Genomic DNA, 15,820 nt, shown 5'->3' with positions numbered 1-15,820 from the left:
TTAATTTATTTATTATTAGTTTGTACTTCTACTATATTAGTAAAAGCTGATTTTACCATGTTATTCATAGTAAGCACATCAATTACATATTTTTTAGAATTTTCTCCCAATTCTGTAACTTTTGTTGATGATAAAGAAGTTACCGTATTCAGAAAAGAAGTTAGTGAATCGAATTTATACCCATTAACACCATCCTTTATGTAATGGTATTCTACACATTGCAATATATCTTCTGATCTTTTAAAAGTAAAAACAGGCTTACCATATGCCATTGCTTCTACAATAGACAAACCAACCCATCCCGGTTGAAAATAAATATCTGCTATATTAAAAAGTTCACTTTTAAGTTCTAAATCATAAACAGCACCAAAATCATAAACATTTTTATACGTTGAAAAATCTGGTTTAAAATTCCCATCGCCAATTATAATAAATGCAAATTTTTCGCTATCTAAAGAATCAATAGCTGAAAGTAATAAGTCGACTCTTCGGTGTGGATGCGTAAATCTGGCACAAAAAATAAAGCATTTTTCCTGATGGATGTTATGCTTTGTTTTTAATTCTTGCTTATTTAACACCTTACTACGAGTGACAATCGCTTCAATATCGGATATTGTATTATTCAGTGCAATCATTTTCTTTTTGGGAAATATTCTTTTCCATTGTTCTAATTCCTTATCGGTATAAAACCAAACACCATCTGAAAAATAAATCATCCATTTCAATAACCGACTTGGATTAATTTCCTCCGCCATATATCTTTTTACCGAAATACCCTGCCCCCAAAGAATGATTTTTTTACCATGAATTTTTTTTGTCAGAAGCAAAATCCACGTACTTATATGACCAAAATGAAGCATTAGAACCAATAAGTCATATTTTTTATTAAAGAGCTTAAAAAAATTATAAAATAAAAATGGCCCAAAACTGAGATTAGTCAGATAACTGGTTTTAAAGGAACTTTTTTTAAAGTTATTCGATTCCATTTTTGCTGATTTCTCATAACAAAAAACATCTAAAGTTTTTTTTGAATTCAAAAGCTCAAAAAACTCCTCTCTATAGTGTGGAATAAAAGGTTGTAATATGAGGATTTTCATAGTAATTCAATATCAATTATATCTAATAACTTTTGTGATTTCTGTGTAGAAACTTTACGTACAAAGAATTTTTCTGAAGTTTTAATAATATCAAAATCTTTTTCGTCAAACCATTTACTTAGTGAAGTGTCAATAATATGCAAATTTGCGAAAGCACTCGTAGCCGGGATATAGGGTTCGGCTCCTTTGTAAATATTTGTTTTGGAAAAACCTGAATTAAAAAAAATAGTGTGGAAATATTTCTCATCTGAAGCCAACGAGTATCTAAAGTATTTTTTTAAAGTAGTATGTTCTTTAGAATATGCCGCTATATATTGTACAACATCAATATTTAAGGCCCACCAGGAGGATCCATGAAAAATATCAAGTCTCTTACCCTGATTATCTAGAACATAATTAGGTTTCTTAAATATTGTACTTCCCAAAATGTTTAGTGTTTTTCTTGAAAATCTTGTTATTGTTTTATTTATTAAGAAAAAATCAAAAAACAAATAATTACGTAAACAGTAATTGTATTTTTTTGTATTTGCTTCGGTTACATTCATCCCTCTGATAAAATTCACCTCTTTAAGGTCTACTAAATATTCCTTAAATTCTGCTGTGCTTTTTATGGGATAATCTGACCCGGATATAAGAATAACCTTTAAATAATCCTCTTTATTTATATCATTTTGTATCAGGCATTCTTCAATCAAATTTAATGTCGCCTCAACTTGAGAAAATCCTCCCCAGTAGACTTTTATACGTTTTTGGCCCTCCAAAAAAAATACATTGTTCTTTGCTTTTAAAAGTTCATAAAAAGGGGTAATATCACTCTTCTTATCGATATGAATAAAAAAATCATTATTATCATCCAAAGCATTTATCAATCTTAATAAATTTTCAGGATCTCCGTGGGCCTGTATTAAATAAGCAATTTTTGGTTTCTGCATATTATTTGTCTTTAAAAATATCGACAGGAAATGCATCCATAAACTTTTTTTGCATTTCTTTAAAGTCTGGAACTTGAGGAATTTCTAATTTCAAGGCTTCATCAATATCTTTTGCTATTACAAAATTTTCTCTTCCGGTACTTAAATAATAATCTTGATATTTAAACAAATCATTTTTTTCGGTATGCCCTAGTAAAATTGCCGGAACTCCATAAGCTTCCGCAATAATAATTCCGTGCAATGAAGCACTCAAAACCAGTTTTGACGAAGCTATTTCATCAATAAAATGTTCCCAATCACCTGTCAATGTAGAAAGTACAGCATACTTTTTTGAATCATAATCCTGTGTTTTTTTCCAGTGAGGTATAACGATATACTCTTTTTTAGGATTTGCTGTTTTTGGTTGGTAAAATAGCGGTAACAATATGGCAGGATCACCATAAACTTCTGGTACAGTATACCCTATACTTTCTAACATACGTTTAGTATTAGGTCCTCTTACCGCTCTGACGTCAAGCTTTACTTTCTCTGAGGCAAACTTAGCAACTACGCTTTCATAAAGAAATCCGCTGCCGTATACAACAGCATCACCGGTTAAAAACTGGATTACCGATCCAACAAAACTGATTCTATAGGTACGTTTGCTGCGCAGCGATTTGATTCCTTTACTTTTCAATAAAAAATTAAAAATAACTTTAGATAACAAATCGCCAACATTCGGTTGTTTGTCCGGCCCCAATTTTTCATCAAAAAACATAAGATTTACCCGGTATGGCAAAATGGGTCTCTTCAATGAGCCGAAAATAAACCATGGTCTTGCGAGTTTAATACCCCATCTTAAAAAACTGTTTTTCATCTTTAAAATTAACATTATAATTATCTGTTCTAACGACTAATAGTAACCAATACGTGAATATAGGAAGGCCAACCTGATCTAAAAAGAAACCTTCAAACATGGCAGCAAATAACAATGCTGCAATAAGCATAGAAAATAATAGGATATAGGAATTCTTTGTTATTTTAGAGGTTGTCAGTCTTTTTAGGTATCCTATAATACTGCCTATCAAAAACAAAAAACCCAATATGCCTGAAGCTACAATCGCAAATAAATAACTATTGGATGAGGCGCCACTTTTGCCTATACCAAAAATGGGCAATTCTAAAGCTGCATCTGACATAGCCTTCCAGGTTCCTTCTCTTGTATTACCTCTGCCTTCATAGTCTAAACTAGACATAGAAAAGTCTATATTTAACAACAGTAAAATAAATAGCAAGGAAATCAAGACTAACATTACTTTTGGAGCAAACCCTTTAGTTTTAATAAATAAACAGACCAAAAATGCAAATACAAAAGATATTATAGAATTTCGGGACCCTGAAAAAACACAAACTGCTATTGCGATACTTAACATAAACAGATACAAAAACTTAAGTTTCCATCTTACATTCATAAGAAAATAAACCGAAAAAATAGCAGAAATACACGCGGCTACACCTGTAAAATTAGGATGACTTGTTACTCCAAAAAGCCTACCATTCCAGATTGTTGTAGGTAACAAAAAGTAACATAAAAAATTAACCAAAGTAAATGCAAAAGCCGAGAAAGAGACAAATAACACAACGTAGTGTAATTCTAATCTCGAGACAATTTTAACAAAGTATAAAAATGTTATTACAGAAAAGATAAGTCTGTAAAATAGTTCATCATTGTTATTACCACTAAGAACTAATATGATAAAAAAGATAAAAAAGAAAATCGATTCCTTATAATAACTTTGATACCTAAACTTATTCTTATCAAAAAATAGCGAAACTATCATTATTAAAATTACGATATAGATAGAAACTTTCTGGATAAATGCTATATAAGCAGGAACTTTATATGTTAAAGCTTCCCCAGAGCCAGGATCACCACGAAAACTTGCTAAAAAGAAAATGACTCCTAATAAATAATAAAACTTGAATTTTTTAATATGATGCATATACTAATTTATTTCACCATTTGCGATACAAGAATTATAAACTTCACAAACTACATGAAAATACAAAAACAAACAACTATAAATTAATTGGGTAGATATCAACAATTGTAAAGGAAACTATTCGAAGACTGAAATCACCGTTCTCTTTTAAAGTATTAGAGGGCAGAATAGTACACTAATCCTTAATAATCAATTTTGTAAGATTCTTTTTAACTTTAAAACCCCTGATGGAAATGAAAAATTTTTATTATATTCATTAAATATAATTTCGGAAAAAGACGAGCTATTTTTCATTTTTTCGATTAGTTTCTCAAAACTTATCATAAAATCATTTTCATCTTTAAAACTTAATACAAATCCAGTTTTAGTCATCTCCTCATATCCTCTCAAAGATCTTTCTTGTATTAAGCAAGGTAATCCAACTTTCATTGCATCCATTATTCTCAACTTGAGTCCCCCCCCAAGTTTAACCGGACAAAGGTAAATATGGTTTTGTGATAAGATAAGTGAAATATCTTCCGGCGATGGGATAACATCGACATTTTTTTCCTCACATAGAGCTATTAGTTCACTACCTGGATTTCTTCCTGTTAAACTCAATTTCATATGAGGAACTTTGGTAATTAACTTTTTATATATAGTATCCATGAACCAATAAAAACTCTCTTTGGTTTGAATTGTATCTAAACTACCACTCATCACAAGTTTTAAGTTCTTCTCCAAACTCTCAGAAATACTTGCCTTATACTTGCCTTCCTTTTCAGAAAAAAACTCAAAACAACCTAATGTATAATTATTATCAAATTTCCCATACTCCAATTCAAAGCTCTGAAGATCTGCATCAGTAATAAATAAATTTTTATTTGATAATAAATAAGCTTTTCTTTCTATTTTTCTTACCCAACCAGTATATTTTCCTCTTAAAGTATCCATGGTTTTATTGTCTTTGTTGTATTCAACTTCCTGATTGTGATGAATAGTATATACTTTTGCTTCACATTCTTTTAATCGCTTAACATAAGAACCTCCTATTATTCCTCCATCCAAAACAGCAAACTCTGGTTTATTTGTCTTTAACCATATTTTAAGAGCATCATCAAACTTTGTATAACTATTTTTAATTAACCCTATGGCAAATTGATAGTGAGTTCTGCCAGGTACTCTAATAATTTCTGCCAATTTTTCATAACCATATATTTTATTCTCATTAAACGAGTTTCCTACAAACAAACAAACTCTTTGAGGATACAATTCAATTAATGCTTCTAAATATGCTCTTGTAGCATAGCATCCTCCTCCAGATTGTGAAGGATCATGTCTTGTTATAAATAATATTGGCTTTTTTTCCATAATTTTAATTTTTCCATATATCTATGGGAAAAGATGATATTAAATTATCTTGTATTTGTTTTAAATTTTCAATTGGATCATTATATATACGGTTATTTAGCACTTCCTCCAATGAGCTTCCAACTTTAAAACTAGTTCTATTAGTGCTATAATAATAATCTTCGTACTTAAAGAAGTCTTTATCAATTTCAGAAGACAACAAAACAGCAGGTATACCATAAGCCTCTGCAATAATCAAACCATGCAAAGAACCTGTTATTACATAGTTTGAAGCCAAGATCTCATTTATAAAGCCTTTCCAGTCTGAAGTAATAGTGCTTACCATGTGATTATTATATTTTTGAGGAACTCTTGATTCTTTAGAATAATGAGGAATAATTATGTAATCATTTTTTTTTTCTACATCAGGATAATAAAACAAAGGCAGTAACAAAGCCGGATCGCCAAAAATTTCAGGGCAAGAAAAACCACTATTTAATAATTTATTCCTCGTTTGTGGTCCACGTACTGCACGTATATCAAAATTTACCGTGGGAGGTAATGAATTATTAGTTCTTAATCCGCTTCCCCATACTACCATATCCGAACTCGCTAAATCCATAATAGATCCTATTGCAAATAATCTGACCGTCCGATTAAGAGGTTTATCCACAATACCATTATGTTTTTTCATAAAATCTACTATTACCGGAGATAACAAATCACCTACATTATCAACACCTCCTGCTCTTTTAAAATAATAAACATTAACTCTTTTTCTTTTTATACGTCTATTAAGATCCCCATAATTATACATCAACCATTTTTGCCTATGATAATTCCTCCTTAGAGAATCCTTTAAAAAAAGATATAACTTACTAAAATTCATGATTTTTAATTTAATAAAAATTTTATTTTTTCCTTTAATTTGTTAAGTGTTCCCTTTATATAATTTCGTTCACCTTTAGTAAGACTAAAGTTGTAAGCAATAAAGGTGAATATAAAAATCGCTACCGTAATTGTTAAAACAAACCTTAAATGAAAATCAAAAAGGTTAATTATAATCATACAAACTATTACACTAATTGTTGTAGGGATTAGCTGTGGTAGCGTAACGTCTTTAATAAAATCTGTTAGATTAATTTCAATAAGATTTTTTAAAATGATGAATCTTGCCATGCAGGCCATAAGCTCAAAAAAACAATAAGCCATAACCGCCCAATATGGCGGATAACCAAAATAAAAAAGGGCAAAATACACAGGTACATTCAAAAGTTGAATTGACCCTACAACAATCTGATAAATCTTAACAGATCCTGTTGCCTGTACTGCAGTCTGTAAGCCGATAGTTAACTGACCTATTAGCAAACTTAACACCATAAATTGACAAAATAATGTCGAATATTCCGGCACATTAACCAGCCATACGTTCAGAATGTTTTTCATTTCAAAAATGAAAGGAATCGCTATAAAACCAACCAGAAGAAAACCAAATTTACTAGCTGAGTAAGCAAGTTTAACCATTGCACTTCGATCGCCGGCACCCTCATTTTTTACTATTTGGGGATTGATTGCCTTTAATAAAGTTCTTGAAAAAAACAACAATTGACCAGACACTTGATTAGCTACTGCAAAAGCTGCATTTACTGCTGTTCCGAAAAAAATATTTATGGCAATGGCAAATCCTTCATTTTTACCAACAACACTTAAAGCACCAAAAAAATTCCAACCGGCAAAAGAATACATTTCTTTAATAAGAATTTTGTCATAGTACTTCTTAATATTAACCTCAAATTCATCGTATCTGGATTTTACATGCCACCATTTCAATACTCTTAAGACAATTGATATCAACATCACAGAAAAACCAAAAAAAATAAGCTTGTCCCATGAAATGAAAGCTAATGATATAGCAATAGCCAATCTGAAAAGCACTTCAAAAATTCCTAATATGGCCAGAAAAAACAAATCTTCTTTCGCATTGATTGCAGCATCATTGGGAACAGCGATTACCGTAAAAAAAGTTGATATTATAGTAAATTGTAATAAGCAATTTGCAGCGAATAATCGATTGATGTCAATATTGAGTTTATAGTTTACAAGATATAATCCACTTATTTCAAAAATTATAGCAAGCAGTATTGCAATAACTATATGAATTATAAAACTATTTGTATATATAATTTTTATTTTGTCTTCTTGTTTAGCTCCTAACGCATGAGATATATATCGCTGAGTAGAAGTTGCCATTGCAGCGCCTAAAAAAGATAACATAGACACCACACCAGCAATAACATTATTTAAACCAAAATCTTTTGACCCTAAATTTTCTAAGACAGTTCTAGTTACATATAGTAAAACGAAAATCGAAATTATTGAGCTTATATAAGTAACTATAGTATTAAATACTATCCTATCATTACTATTCATTTAATATTTGTTGTATTTTAGAGGTTCTATTCTTAACAAAAATCTTACTAAATTAAAAATTTTAAACTATTTGTTTCTTAAAACAGTTTTAAATCGCCGGCTACCATTTCCTTTACTAAAGCAGCCAGATCGTATTGAGGTTTCCAGCCTAATTTAGTTTTTGATTTTGTGGGGTCACCAATTAGAAGATCCACTTCTGTAGGTCGGTAATATTCCGGATCTACACGCACTACTACCTTTCCTTTTTCTAGTTGATATAAAGGATTATTACATGCTGCGATTTTAGCTACTTCGTTTTCATTTTCTCCTTCAAAATCCAGTTCTATTCCAACTTCTGCAAAAGCCATGATAACAAAATCTCTTATATATGTTGTTACACCTGTGGCTATTACATAATCTTCAGCTACCTCTTGCTGCAAAATTCTCCACATCGCTTCCACGTAATCTTTAGCATGCCCCCAATCTCTTTGTGAATTTAGATTCCCAAGGTAAAGACATTCTTGTTTCCCTTTTGCAATAGCTGCCGTTGCCATGGTGATTTTACGTGTAACAAAAGTTTCACCACGTCTTGGAGACTCGTGATTAAATAAAATACCATTACAAGCAAACATGTTATAGGCCTCACGGTAATTTTTAGTAATCCAAAAACCATAAATCTTAGCTGCACCATATGGAGAACGAGGATAGAATGGTGAGTTCTCATCATAAAATCCCTTCTCATTTTTATTTTCTGTCATCCCTCCATAAAGCTCAGAAGTCGAAGCCTGATAAATTCTGGTTTTTTCACATAGTCCCAAAATCCTTACTGCTTCTAATATTCTCAAAGTACCTATTCCATCTACATTAGCCACATATTCAGGAGAATCAAAAGATACTTTTACATGAGACATAGCTCCTAAATTATAAATCTCATCAGGTTGTACTTCCTGAATTATTCTTATAATATTAGTTGAATCAGTCAAATCACCATAATGTAACTTAAAATTAACATGTACCTCATGTTGGTCCTGATAGATATGATCAATTCTTTGTGTATTAAAAGAAGAGGCACGTCTTTTAACTCCGTGTACCTGATATCCTTTTTCTAATAATAATTCAGCTAAATACGATCCGTCCTGACCAGTGATCCCTGTTATAAGTGCTACTTTTTGTGTGCTCATAGATTTGAGTTATATTTTATGATTATAAGTTATGAATTGAGAGTCCTAAGCAGATTATACTTTATTCTCGAAATTCCTTACTTCAACTTTACTTGTTTAAAACTTTCTGTATTTTCTAAAAACCAGTTGTATGTCTTTTGAATACCATCTTTTAAATCAACCTGATGTTTCCATCCCAATTCATGCATTTTAGAAACGTCCATCAATTTTCTGGGTGTACCATCCGGTTTTGTGGAATCCCAAATAATTTCACCTTTGTGACCTGTAATTTCCTGAATTATTTCTGCTAATTCTTTAATTGTCAAATCTTCGCCTGTTCCGACATTATATAGATAATCCGGTAATTTATTTTCTAAGGCAAAAACTACTGCTTTGGCCATATCGTCTACAAATAAAAATTCACGCATCGGTAAACCACTTCCCCAAAGGGTTACCGGTGCGTGATTATTTTCTTTTGCTTCATGAAATTTTCTTATCATGGCAGGCAAAACATGAGAAGTGTTTAAATCAAAGTTATCATATGTCCCATATAAATTTGTGGGCATAAGACTTACATAATCCTTCCCGAATTGATTTCTAATTGCCTGGCATGTTTTTACGCCTGTAATTTTCGCAATAGCGTACCACTCATTTGTTGGTTCAAGAGTATCTGTAAGCAGATATTCTTCCTTTAATGGTTGTGGAGCTAATTTTGGATATATACAAGAGCTACCCAGAAAAATAAATTTATCAACGTCATTTTGTAATGCAGAGTCTATTAAATTATTCTGAATTTGCATATTCTCCATAATAAATTGATATGGAAAATCATTGTTTGCCAAAATTCCGCCAACACGTGCCGCAGCATCAATAATAACTTCAGGATTCTCTTTTTTGATGAAATCAAGAACTGCCTGTTGATTTCTAAGATCTAATTCTTTACTCGAAGCACCAATTAAATTACTAAATCCATTTTCTGATAAAGTTCTCCAGATGGCACTTCCGACCATACCTTTATGGCCTGCAATATAAATTTTCGTGTTTTTATTCATTCGTATATTCAAAAATTATTTAGCTATTGATAATTCTCTAAAAGCTACTTCCTTTCGCAAGCCACTACTAGAAAAACGATGATCGCGTACATTATAAAATAATTCTATGCCTTTTTCTTCGCAATAAGTACGTCCGGTAAAATCCTTCTCTTTGTACTCATCACCTAAAATTCTGACATCAATTTTAAAAGATGTTAAGATGTCATTTAAATCTTGTTCGGTTGCGTAGGGAACTATTTCATCTACAAATTTACAACCTTTCAGCTGAATATATCTCTCAACAACTGTTTGTGTTGGACGATTTTTTTCCGGGCGATCCAACGTCGGATCCGTTTGCAAACCTACTATCAAATAGTCACATTGCTGTTTAGCTTCTTCCAGCATTTTAATATGACCGGCATGCAATAAATCAAAAGCACTAAAGGTGATTCCTACTTTCATAATTTTACATTTTTTTAGTTAATAGAATTTTAATTATATAACCTCTTTGTACAGCTTCGCTATTCCAACTCACATTTGCCATGAGCTAGAAATTGTAAGAAGGTTTCAAAAAAAAGACAATCCTTAAATATATAGATGTCAATTTACTAAAAATCAAATAAATAATTCAATTCTATGACTAATATACGCATTATTTTCTTGCAAAAATAATACATGAAAATTGCCATAAAAAATCAAAATGAAGGAAATGCCTTATTTTGATATAATTAAAACGTAATATTTTTATTTATCATAATTTTATCTAAAAAAAAATACACTATAAATAAAAAACATCGTATTCTTACAAACAGAAAAAAAATAAAAAAATTATAATTATTTTTCATTTATATTTAAAATAAAAAGTAGAAACCTAATAATGAAAACATTAACATTCTATTTATTTTTGATTTTTTCATCGACAAACGGTCAAATTATCGGATGTATGGACTCTTTTTCCAAGAATTTTAACCCGATGGCCGTAGAAAATGACGGAAGTTGTTTGTATAAAAGTATAAAAATACGATCTCAATACTCTATTAAACTAAGCGATTCGATAAAAGAAACATCAGGAATAATTGCTTTTGATAATTTATTATGGACGCATAATGATGACCATGATAAAACAATTTACGCGTTAGATTCTTTAGGAAAAATTCAGAAGAAAGTTATTTTACACAAAGTTGTAAATCATGACTGGGAAGAAATATCCCAAGATAGCTCCTATTTATATATTGGCGATTTTGGTAATAATTATTCCGGAAACCGAACTGATTTGCATATTTTAAAAATAGAAAAAAAATCATTTTTAGAAGGAAATCCAATTATAGAAACTATTTCATTTAAGTATTCTGACCAGAATGATTTCAGTTTAAAAAAACATAACACAACAAATTTTGATTGTGAGGCTTTTATTGTATCAAAAGACAGTATTTACTTGTTTACCAAACAATGGAAATCTACAAAAACCAGTATTTATGTTTTACCAAAACAATCCGGAAACTATATTGCGCAATTCAAAGACAGTCTCGACATTAAAGGATTAGTAACAGGAGCCACTTATATAGAGGATAAAAAACTGATTGCACTTTGCGGATATTCAAAAATGGGAAAATCTTTTTTATATTTATTATATGACTTTAAAAATCATGATTTCCTATCTGGTAATAAAAGAAAAATTGAACTTCAACTTTCTTTTCATCAAATCGAAGGAATTGCCACAAAAGATGGTTTACATTATTACTTAACAAATGAATCTCTGATTCGAAAACCTGTTTTAAATACTCCGCAACAAATTCATTATTTTGATTTAAGCCCAATATTGAATTCCTATCTCCATAAATAATTCGCAAATCGAGATATAATAACTTACTTTTGCAAAAAAGTTCTGTTTTGTAAAACATTCAGAACTTATAATTTATAACTCATATTTTACAAAGTGAATTACTTATCTGTCGAAAATATCTCGAAGTCTTTTGGTGAAAGAACCTTATTTGACAACATCTCATTTGGTATTAATAAAGACCAAAAAATAGCTTTTATTGCCAAAAATGGTTCTGGAAAAACAACTATTATGAGTATTATTAATGGTTTGGACGAACCTGATACAGGACAAGTTGTTTTGAGAAAAGGAATCAGAATGGCATTTCTTTCTCAGGATAATAATTTGCAGGAAGAACTTACGATTGAAGAAAGCATTTTTGCTTCGGATAATGAAACTTTAAAAATAATCGAAGCCTACGAAAAAGCGCTTGAAAACCCAGACGATGAAGAAGCATATCAAAAAGCTTTTGACGGAATGGATCAGCATAATGCGTGGGATTTTGAAACGCAATACAAGCAAATTCTATTCAAATTAAAACTCGAAGATTTTAAACTTAAAGTGAAAAATCTTTCAGGTGGACAAAAGAAACGTCTTTCATTGGCGATTATTTTGATCAATCGCCCTGATTTATTGATTCTGGATGAGCCAACCAACCACTTAGATCTTGAAATGATCGAATGGCTGGAAAGTTATTTTGCCAAAGAAAACATTACGTTGTTTATGGTTACGCACGACCGTTTCTTTTTAGAACGTGTTTGCAATGAAATCATCGAATTGGACAACGGAAAATTATACCAATACAAAGGAAATTATTCTTATTATTTAGAGAAAAAAGAAGAACGAATTACTTCTGAAAATGCCAGCGTTGACAAAGCTAAAAACTTATTTGTAAAAGAATTAGAATGGATGCGCCGTCAGCCAAAAGCTAGAACGACAAAATCTAAATCACGTCAGGATGATTTTTATGTAATTAAAGAAAAAGCGCAAAGTCGTCGTCGCGAAAACAAAGTCGAACTTGAAATTAATATGGAACGTATGGGGAGCAAGATTATCGAGCTTCACAAAATTTCTAAAAAATTTAAGGATCACGTTATTCTGGACAATTTTAGTTTCGATTTTCAGCGTGGAGAACGAATTGGAATTATTGGTAAAAACGGAACCGGAAAATCAACTTTCTTAAATCTACTTACCGGAACCCTTCCGCTTGATAGTGGTCGTGTCGTAAAAGGAGATACTATAAAAATTGGTTATTATACGCAAAGCGGAATCAACCCAAAACCGAATCAGCGTGTAATTGATATTATTAAAGAATACGGAGAATTTATCCCGCTGGCAAAAGGTCGAATGATTTCGGCTTCACAATTGTTGGAGCGTTTTCTTTTTGATGCTAAAAAACAATACGATTTTGTCGAAAAATTAAGTGGTGGAGAATTAAAACGTTTGTATTTATGTACCGTTTTGATTCAGAATCCGAACTTTTTGATTCTGGATGAGCCAACAAACGATTTGGACATTGTAACATTAAATGTACTTGAAAGTTTCCTTTTAGATTATCCGGGATGCTTATTGGTAGTTTCTCACGACCGTTACTTTATGGACAAAATTGTAGATCATTTATTTGTTTTTAGAGGAAATGGTGAAATCGAAAATTTCCCAGGAAACTATTCTGATTTTAGAGCTTATGAAGATAGTGCCGATGTTGCTCAAAAAGAAGAAAACAAAGCCGAAAAGAAAGATTGGAAACAAAATAATCCGACAGGAAATTTAACTTTTAACGAACAAAAAGAATATCAAAAACTGGAAAGAGAAATTAAAGATTTAGAAATCGAAAAAACTAAAATCGAACAATTATTCTCTGATGGAAAAGTAGCTGATGCTGATATTGAGAAAAAAGCCAACGAATTACAAAATATCATTAATAAAATTGACCAGAAAGAAGAACGTTGGTTTGATCTTTCTGCTAAAATAGAAGGATAATATTTAGTTTTCAGTCTCAGTTTCAGTTTTCAGTTTTTACTTTACAATAAACTTTTTATAAAGCAGTCTTTTTCTTTCTTTTTTTATTATCCTTGCAAAAAAATTAAACATGGATTTTAAAGAACTATTGGCTTATAAAAAATCATTTGAGCTTGCATTGGAAATATTTGAACTGTCAAAAATTTTCCAAAAGAAGAAAAATATTCACTGACTGATCAGATAAGAAGATCATCGAGAAGTGTTTCGGCTAATATTGCTGAATCATATCGAAAAAGAAGATATGTAAATCATTTTATAAGTAAGTTAACAGATAGTGACGCTGAAAATTCTGAAACAAATGTTTGGTTAGATTTTTCTCTTCAATGCAAATATATCAATCAGGAAACTTTTGACAATTTAAATTACAAAAGCAACGAAATAGGAAAACTTATAAATTACATTATAAATAATCCAGGCAAATTTGGCTGCAACATATAATTCAACGAATTGAACTGAAAACTGAAACTGCGACTGAAAACTTTTTAAAATGCTATTTCAAATTAAATCATACATCAAATTCCTCTGGCATTCTAAAAATGAACATGCCGTTCATTCGCCGTTTGTATTTAATTTATTGACGAAATGTTTTTATGATAAAAAATCGAAACCAGAATATTCTATTTTAAAAAACTATAGAAAATCTCTTCTTCGAAATAAAAATTTTATCGAAGTCACAGATTTTGGCGCTGGCTCAAGAGTTTTTAAGTCGAATAAAAGACATATTTCAAAAATTGCATCAACTGCCGGAATTTCTCCAAAAAGAGCTGAATTATTATTTAGAGTTACTAATTATTTTCAACCAAAAAATATTCTTGAAATTGGAACTTCTTTGGGCTTGGCAACTTCTGCTTTGGCTTTAGGAAATCCAAAAGCAAAAGTGATCACTTTAGAAGGCTGCCCTCAAACAGCAAATGTGGCACAAAATCAATTAAATCAATTTGATTGTACAAATGTTGAAAATATAATTTCAGAATTTGAATCTTTTTTAATTTCTGAAAATCTACAATCTACAATCTACAATCTGATATATTTCGACGGTAATCATTCTAAAAAAGCAACTTTAGCTTATTTCGATCTTTTATTACCAACAATTGACAACGATTCTGTTTGGATTTTTGATGATATTCATTGGTCAGCAGAAATGGAAGAAGCCTGGGAAATTATAAAAAATCATCCAAAAGTAATTGTAACCATTGATACTTTTCAATGGGGATTTGTTTTCTTTAGAAGGGAACAGAAAAAAGAGCATTTTGTAATTAGAGCATAAAAAAATGGCAACCATTTCTGATTGCCATTTTCAAATCGAATTTAAACTAATAACCTATTTTTTTGCTTCAGCAGTTTCTTCAGATTTAGCCCCCATTCTGTTAACAGTGTACATTGGAGCAAATTTTACTTTTAAACCTGCAATTTTTCTGTTATCTTCAGATGAAAGTCCTTCTTTTTCAACTGTATTTTTACGGCTGTCAAGCGCTTCATACATCAATTTAATTTCATCCCAGTCTTCACGAGAATAACTATCTTTATTATCTTCTACAGTATGTACAAATTGTTGATACACACTATGAATATTTTGAGCATTTACCCAGGCAAAACTCATATCATCACCAATTTTTCCTTCACCAAACAACGCATTACGTAATTGTTGTTTTGCACTTACAGGAGGTGCAAGCGTTGCTGCCATTCCGGTTTTAAATTCTTCATATTTCATTTTACTGGCATTTATTCTTTCAGTCTCTGCTGCATTATCTTTAATATCTGCAAGAGCCAATTGTGCATTTTCTGCTCTTCTATTGTATTCAGCTTCAACATCTTTCCAATCGGCTTTTAAATCATCTGCCGCCACATTTTTTACTGAATCTACATATGTTACATATGAGTCGATTGTTTTTTTAGCCTGTTCCTGTTTTTCATCTTTACATGACGCGAAACCTAGTGCAATTAATGCAATTCCTGATACAATTTGTATATTTTTCATAATTTTTATTTTTAAATGTTACTAGACAAATATAGCTAAAAATTTGAATTATTATAAATAATTA

14 protein-coding genes and 1 pseudogene are annotated in these 15,820 nt (G+C 30.7%); 4 read left to right on the top strand and 11 right to left on the bottom strand.

The features are described 5' to 3' along the window. Positions 1-5: 5 nt before the first annotated feature. The 10 genes from SD960_RS19210 to SD960_RS19165 form a co-directional block, all read right to left on the bottom strand. The gene (locus SD960_RS19210; protein WP_318805377.1) at positions 6-1,097 is read right to left on the bottom strand and encodes a glycosyltransferase; all 1,092 of its coding nucleotides are present in this window, start codon (positions 1,095-1,097) and stop codon (positions 6-8) included. Next, the gene (locus tag SD960_RS19205) at positions 1,094-2,029 is read right to left on the bottom strand and encodes a beta-1,6-N-acetylglucosaminyltransferase (RefSeq protein WP_318805376.1); all 936 of its coding nucleotides are present in this window, start codon (positions 2,027-2,029) and stop codon (positions 1,094-1,096) included. The genes SD960_RS19210 and SD960_RS19205 overlap by 4 nt, the downstream gene beginning before the upstream one ends. A gap of 1 nt (position 2,030) precedes the next feature. Beyond that, positions 2,031-2,885: a polysaccharide pyruvyl transferase family protein gene (locus SD960_RS19200; protein WP_318805374.1), complete on the bottom strand. Its 855-nt coding sequence runs from the start codon at positions 2,883-2,885 to the stop codon at positions 2,031-2,033. Next, positions 2,854-4,011, bottom strand: coding sequence for an O-antigen ligase family protein (locus SD960_RS19195; RefSeq protein ID WP_318805373.1), 1,158 nt, complete (start codon positions 4,009-4,011; stop codon positions 2,854-2,856). The genes SD960_RS19200 and SD960_RS19195 overlap by 32 nt, the downstream gene beginning before the upstream one ends. Positions 4,012-4,200: 189 nt before the next feature. Beyond that, the gene (locus SD960_RS19190; RefSeq protein ID WP_318805372.1) at positions 4,201-5,361 is read right to left on the bottom strand and encodes a glycosyltransferase; all 1,161 of its coding nucleotides are present in this window, start codon (positions 5,359-5,361) and stop codon (positions 4,201-4,203) included. A 4-nt stretch (positions 5,362-5,365) separates the two neighbouring features. Then, positions 5,366-6,229, bottom strand: a complete 864-nt coding sequence (locus SD960_RS19185; protein WP_318805371.1) for a polysaccharide pyruvyl transferase family protein — start codon at positions 6,227-6,229, stop codon at positions 5,366-5,368. A gap of 5 nt (positions 6,230-6,234) precedes the next feature. Then, on the bottom strand, positions 6,235-7,770 hold the full coding sequence (locus SD960_RS19180; RefSeq protein ID WP_318805370.1) for a hypothetical protein: 1,536 nt from the start codon (positions 7,768-7,770) through the stop codon (positions 6,235-6,237). A gap of 77 nt (positions 7,771-7,847) precedes the next feature. After that, complete coding sequence (gene gmd, locus SD960_RS19175) at positions 7,848-8,930, bottom strand: GDP-mannose 4,6-dehydratase (protein ID WP_318805368.1); 1,083 nt, start codon at positions 8,928-8,930, stop codon at positions 7,848-7,850. Positions 8,931-9,007: 77 nt separating this feature from the next. Next, the gene (locus SD960_RS19170) at positions 9,008-9,961 is read right to left on the bottom strand and encodes a GDP-L-fucose synthase (RefSeq protein ID WP_318805366.1); all 954 of its coding nucleotides are present in this window, start codon (positions 9,959-9,961) and stop codon (positions 9,008-9,010) included. A 15-nt stretch (positions 9,962-9,976) separates the two neighbouring features. Further along, positions 9,977-10,402 carry an adenylyltransferase/cytidyltransferase family protein gene (locus SD960_RS19165; RefSeq protein ID WP_042565194.1) on the bottom strand — a complete coding sequence of 142 codons (426 nt, stop codon included), beginning with the start codon at positions 10,400-10,402 and terminating at the stop codon, positions 9,977-9,979. Positions 10,403-10,883: 481 nt separating this feature from the next. Here SD960_RS19165 and SD960_RS19160 point away from each other — a divergent pair, with 481 nt between their 5' ends. The 4 genes and pseudogenes from SD960_RS19160 (at position 10,884) to SD960_RS19145 (ending at position 15,045) form a co-directional block, all read left to right on the top strand. Continuing rightward, on the top strand, positions 10,884-11,783 hold the full coding sequence (locus tag SD960_RS19160) for a T9SS C-terminal target domain-containing protein (protein ID WP_318805365.1): 900 nt from the start codon (positions 10,884-10,886) through the stop codon (positions 11,781-11,783). Between the two features lie 93 nt (positions 11,784-11,876). Continuing rightward, a complete protein-coding gene (locus SD960_RS19155) occupies positions 11,877-13,739 on the top strand; it encodes an ABC-F family ATP-binding cassette domain-containing protein (protein WP_318805364.1) in 1,863 nt (620 codons plus the stop codon). Positions 13,740-13,848: 109 nt separating this feature from the next. Further along, positions 13,849-14,216 (top strand): annotated as a pseudogene (locus SD960_RS19150) (four helix bundle protein). 49 nt (positions 14,217-14,265) lie between these two features. Continuing rightward, entirely contained in the window at positions 14,266-15,045 is a 780-nt protein-coding gene (locus tag SD960_RS19145; RefSeq protein WP_318805363.1) for a class I SAM-dependent methyltransferase, read from the top strand. A 54-nt stretch (positions 15,046-15,099) separates the two neighbouring features. Here the strand turns inward: SD960_RS19145 and SD960_RS19140 are convergent, their stop codons facing one another. After that, complete coding sequence (locus SD960_RS19140) at positions 15,100-15,756, bottom strand: DUF6565 domain-containing protein (protein WP_318805361.1); 657 nt, start codon at positions 15,754-15,756, stop codon at positions 15,100-15,102. Between the last annotated feature and the right edge of the window lie 64 nt (positions 15,757-15,820).

It is taken from the genome of Flavobacterium sp. MMLR14_040 (assembly GCF_033657265.1).
Taxonomy (GTDB): Bacteria; Bacteroidota; Bacteroidia; order Flavobacteriales; family Flavobacteriaceae; genus Flavobacterium.
This window is presented reverse-complemented; position numbering and strand designations above follow the sequence as displayed.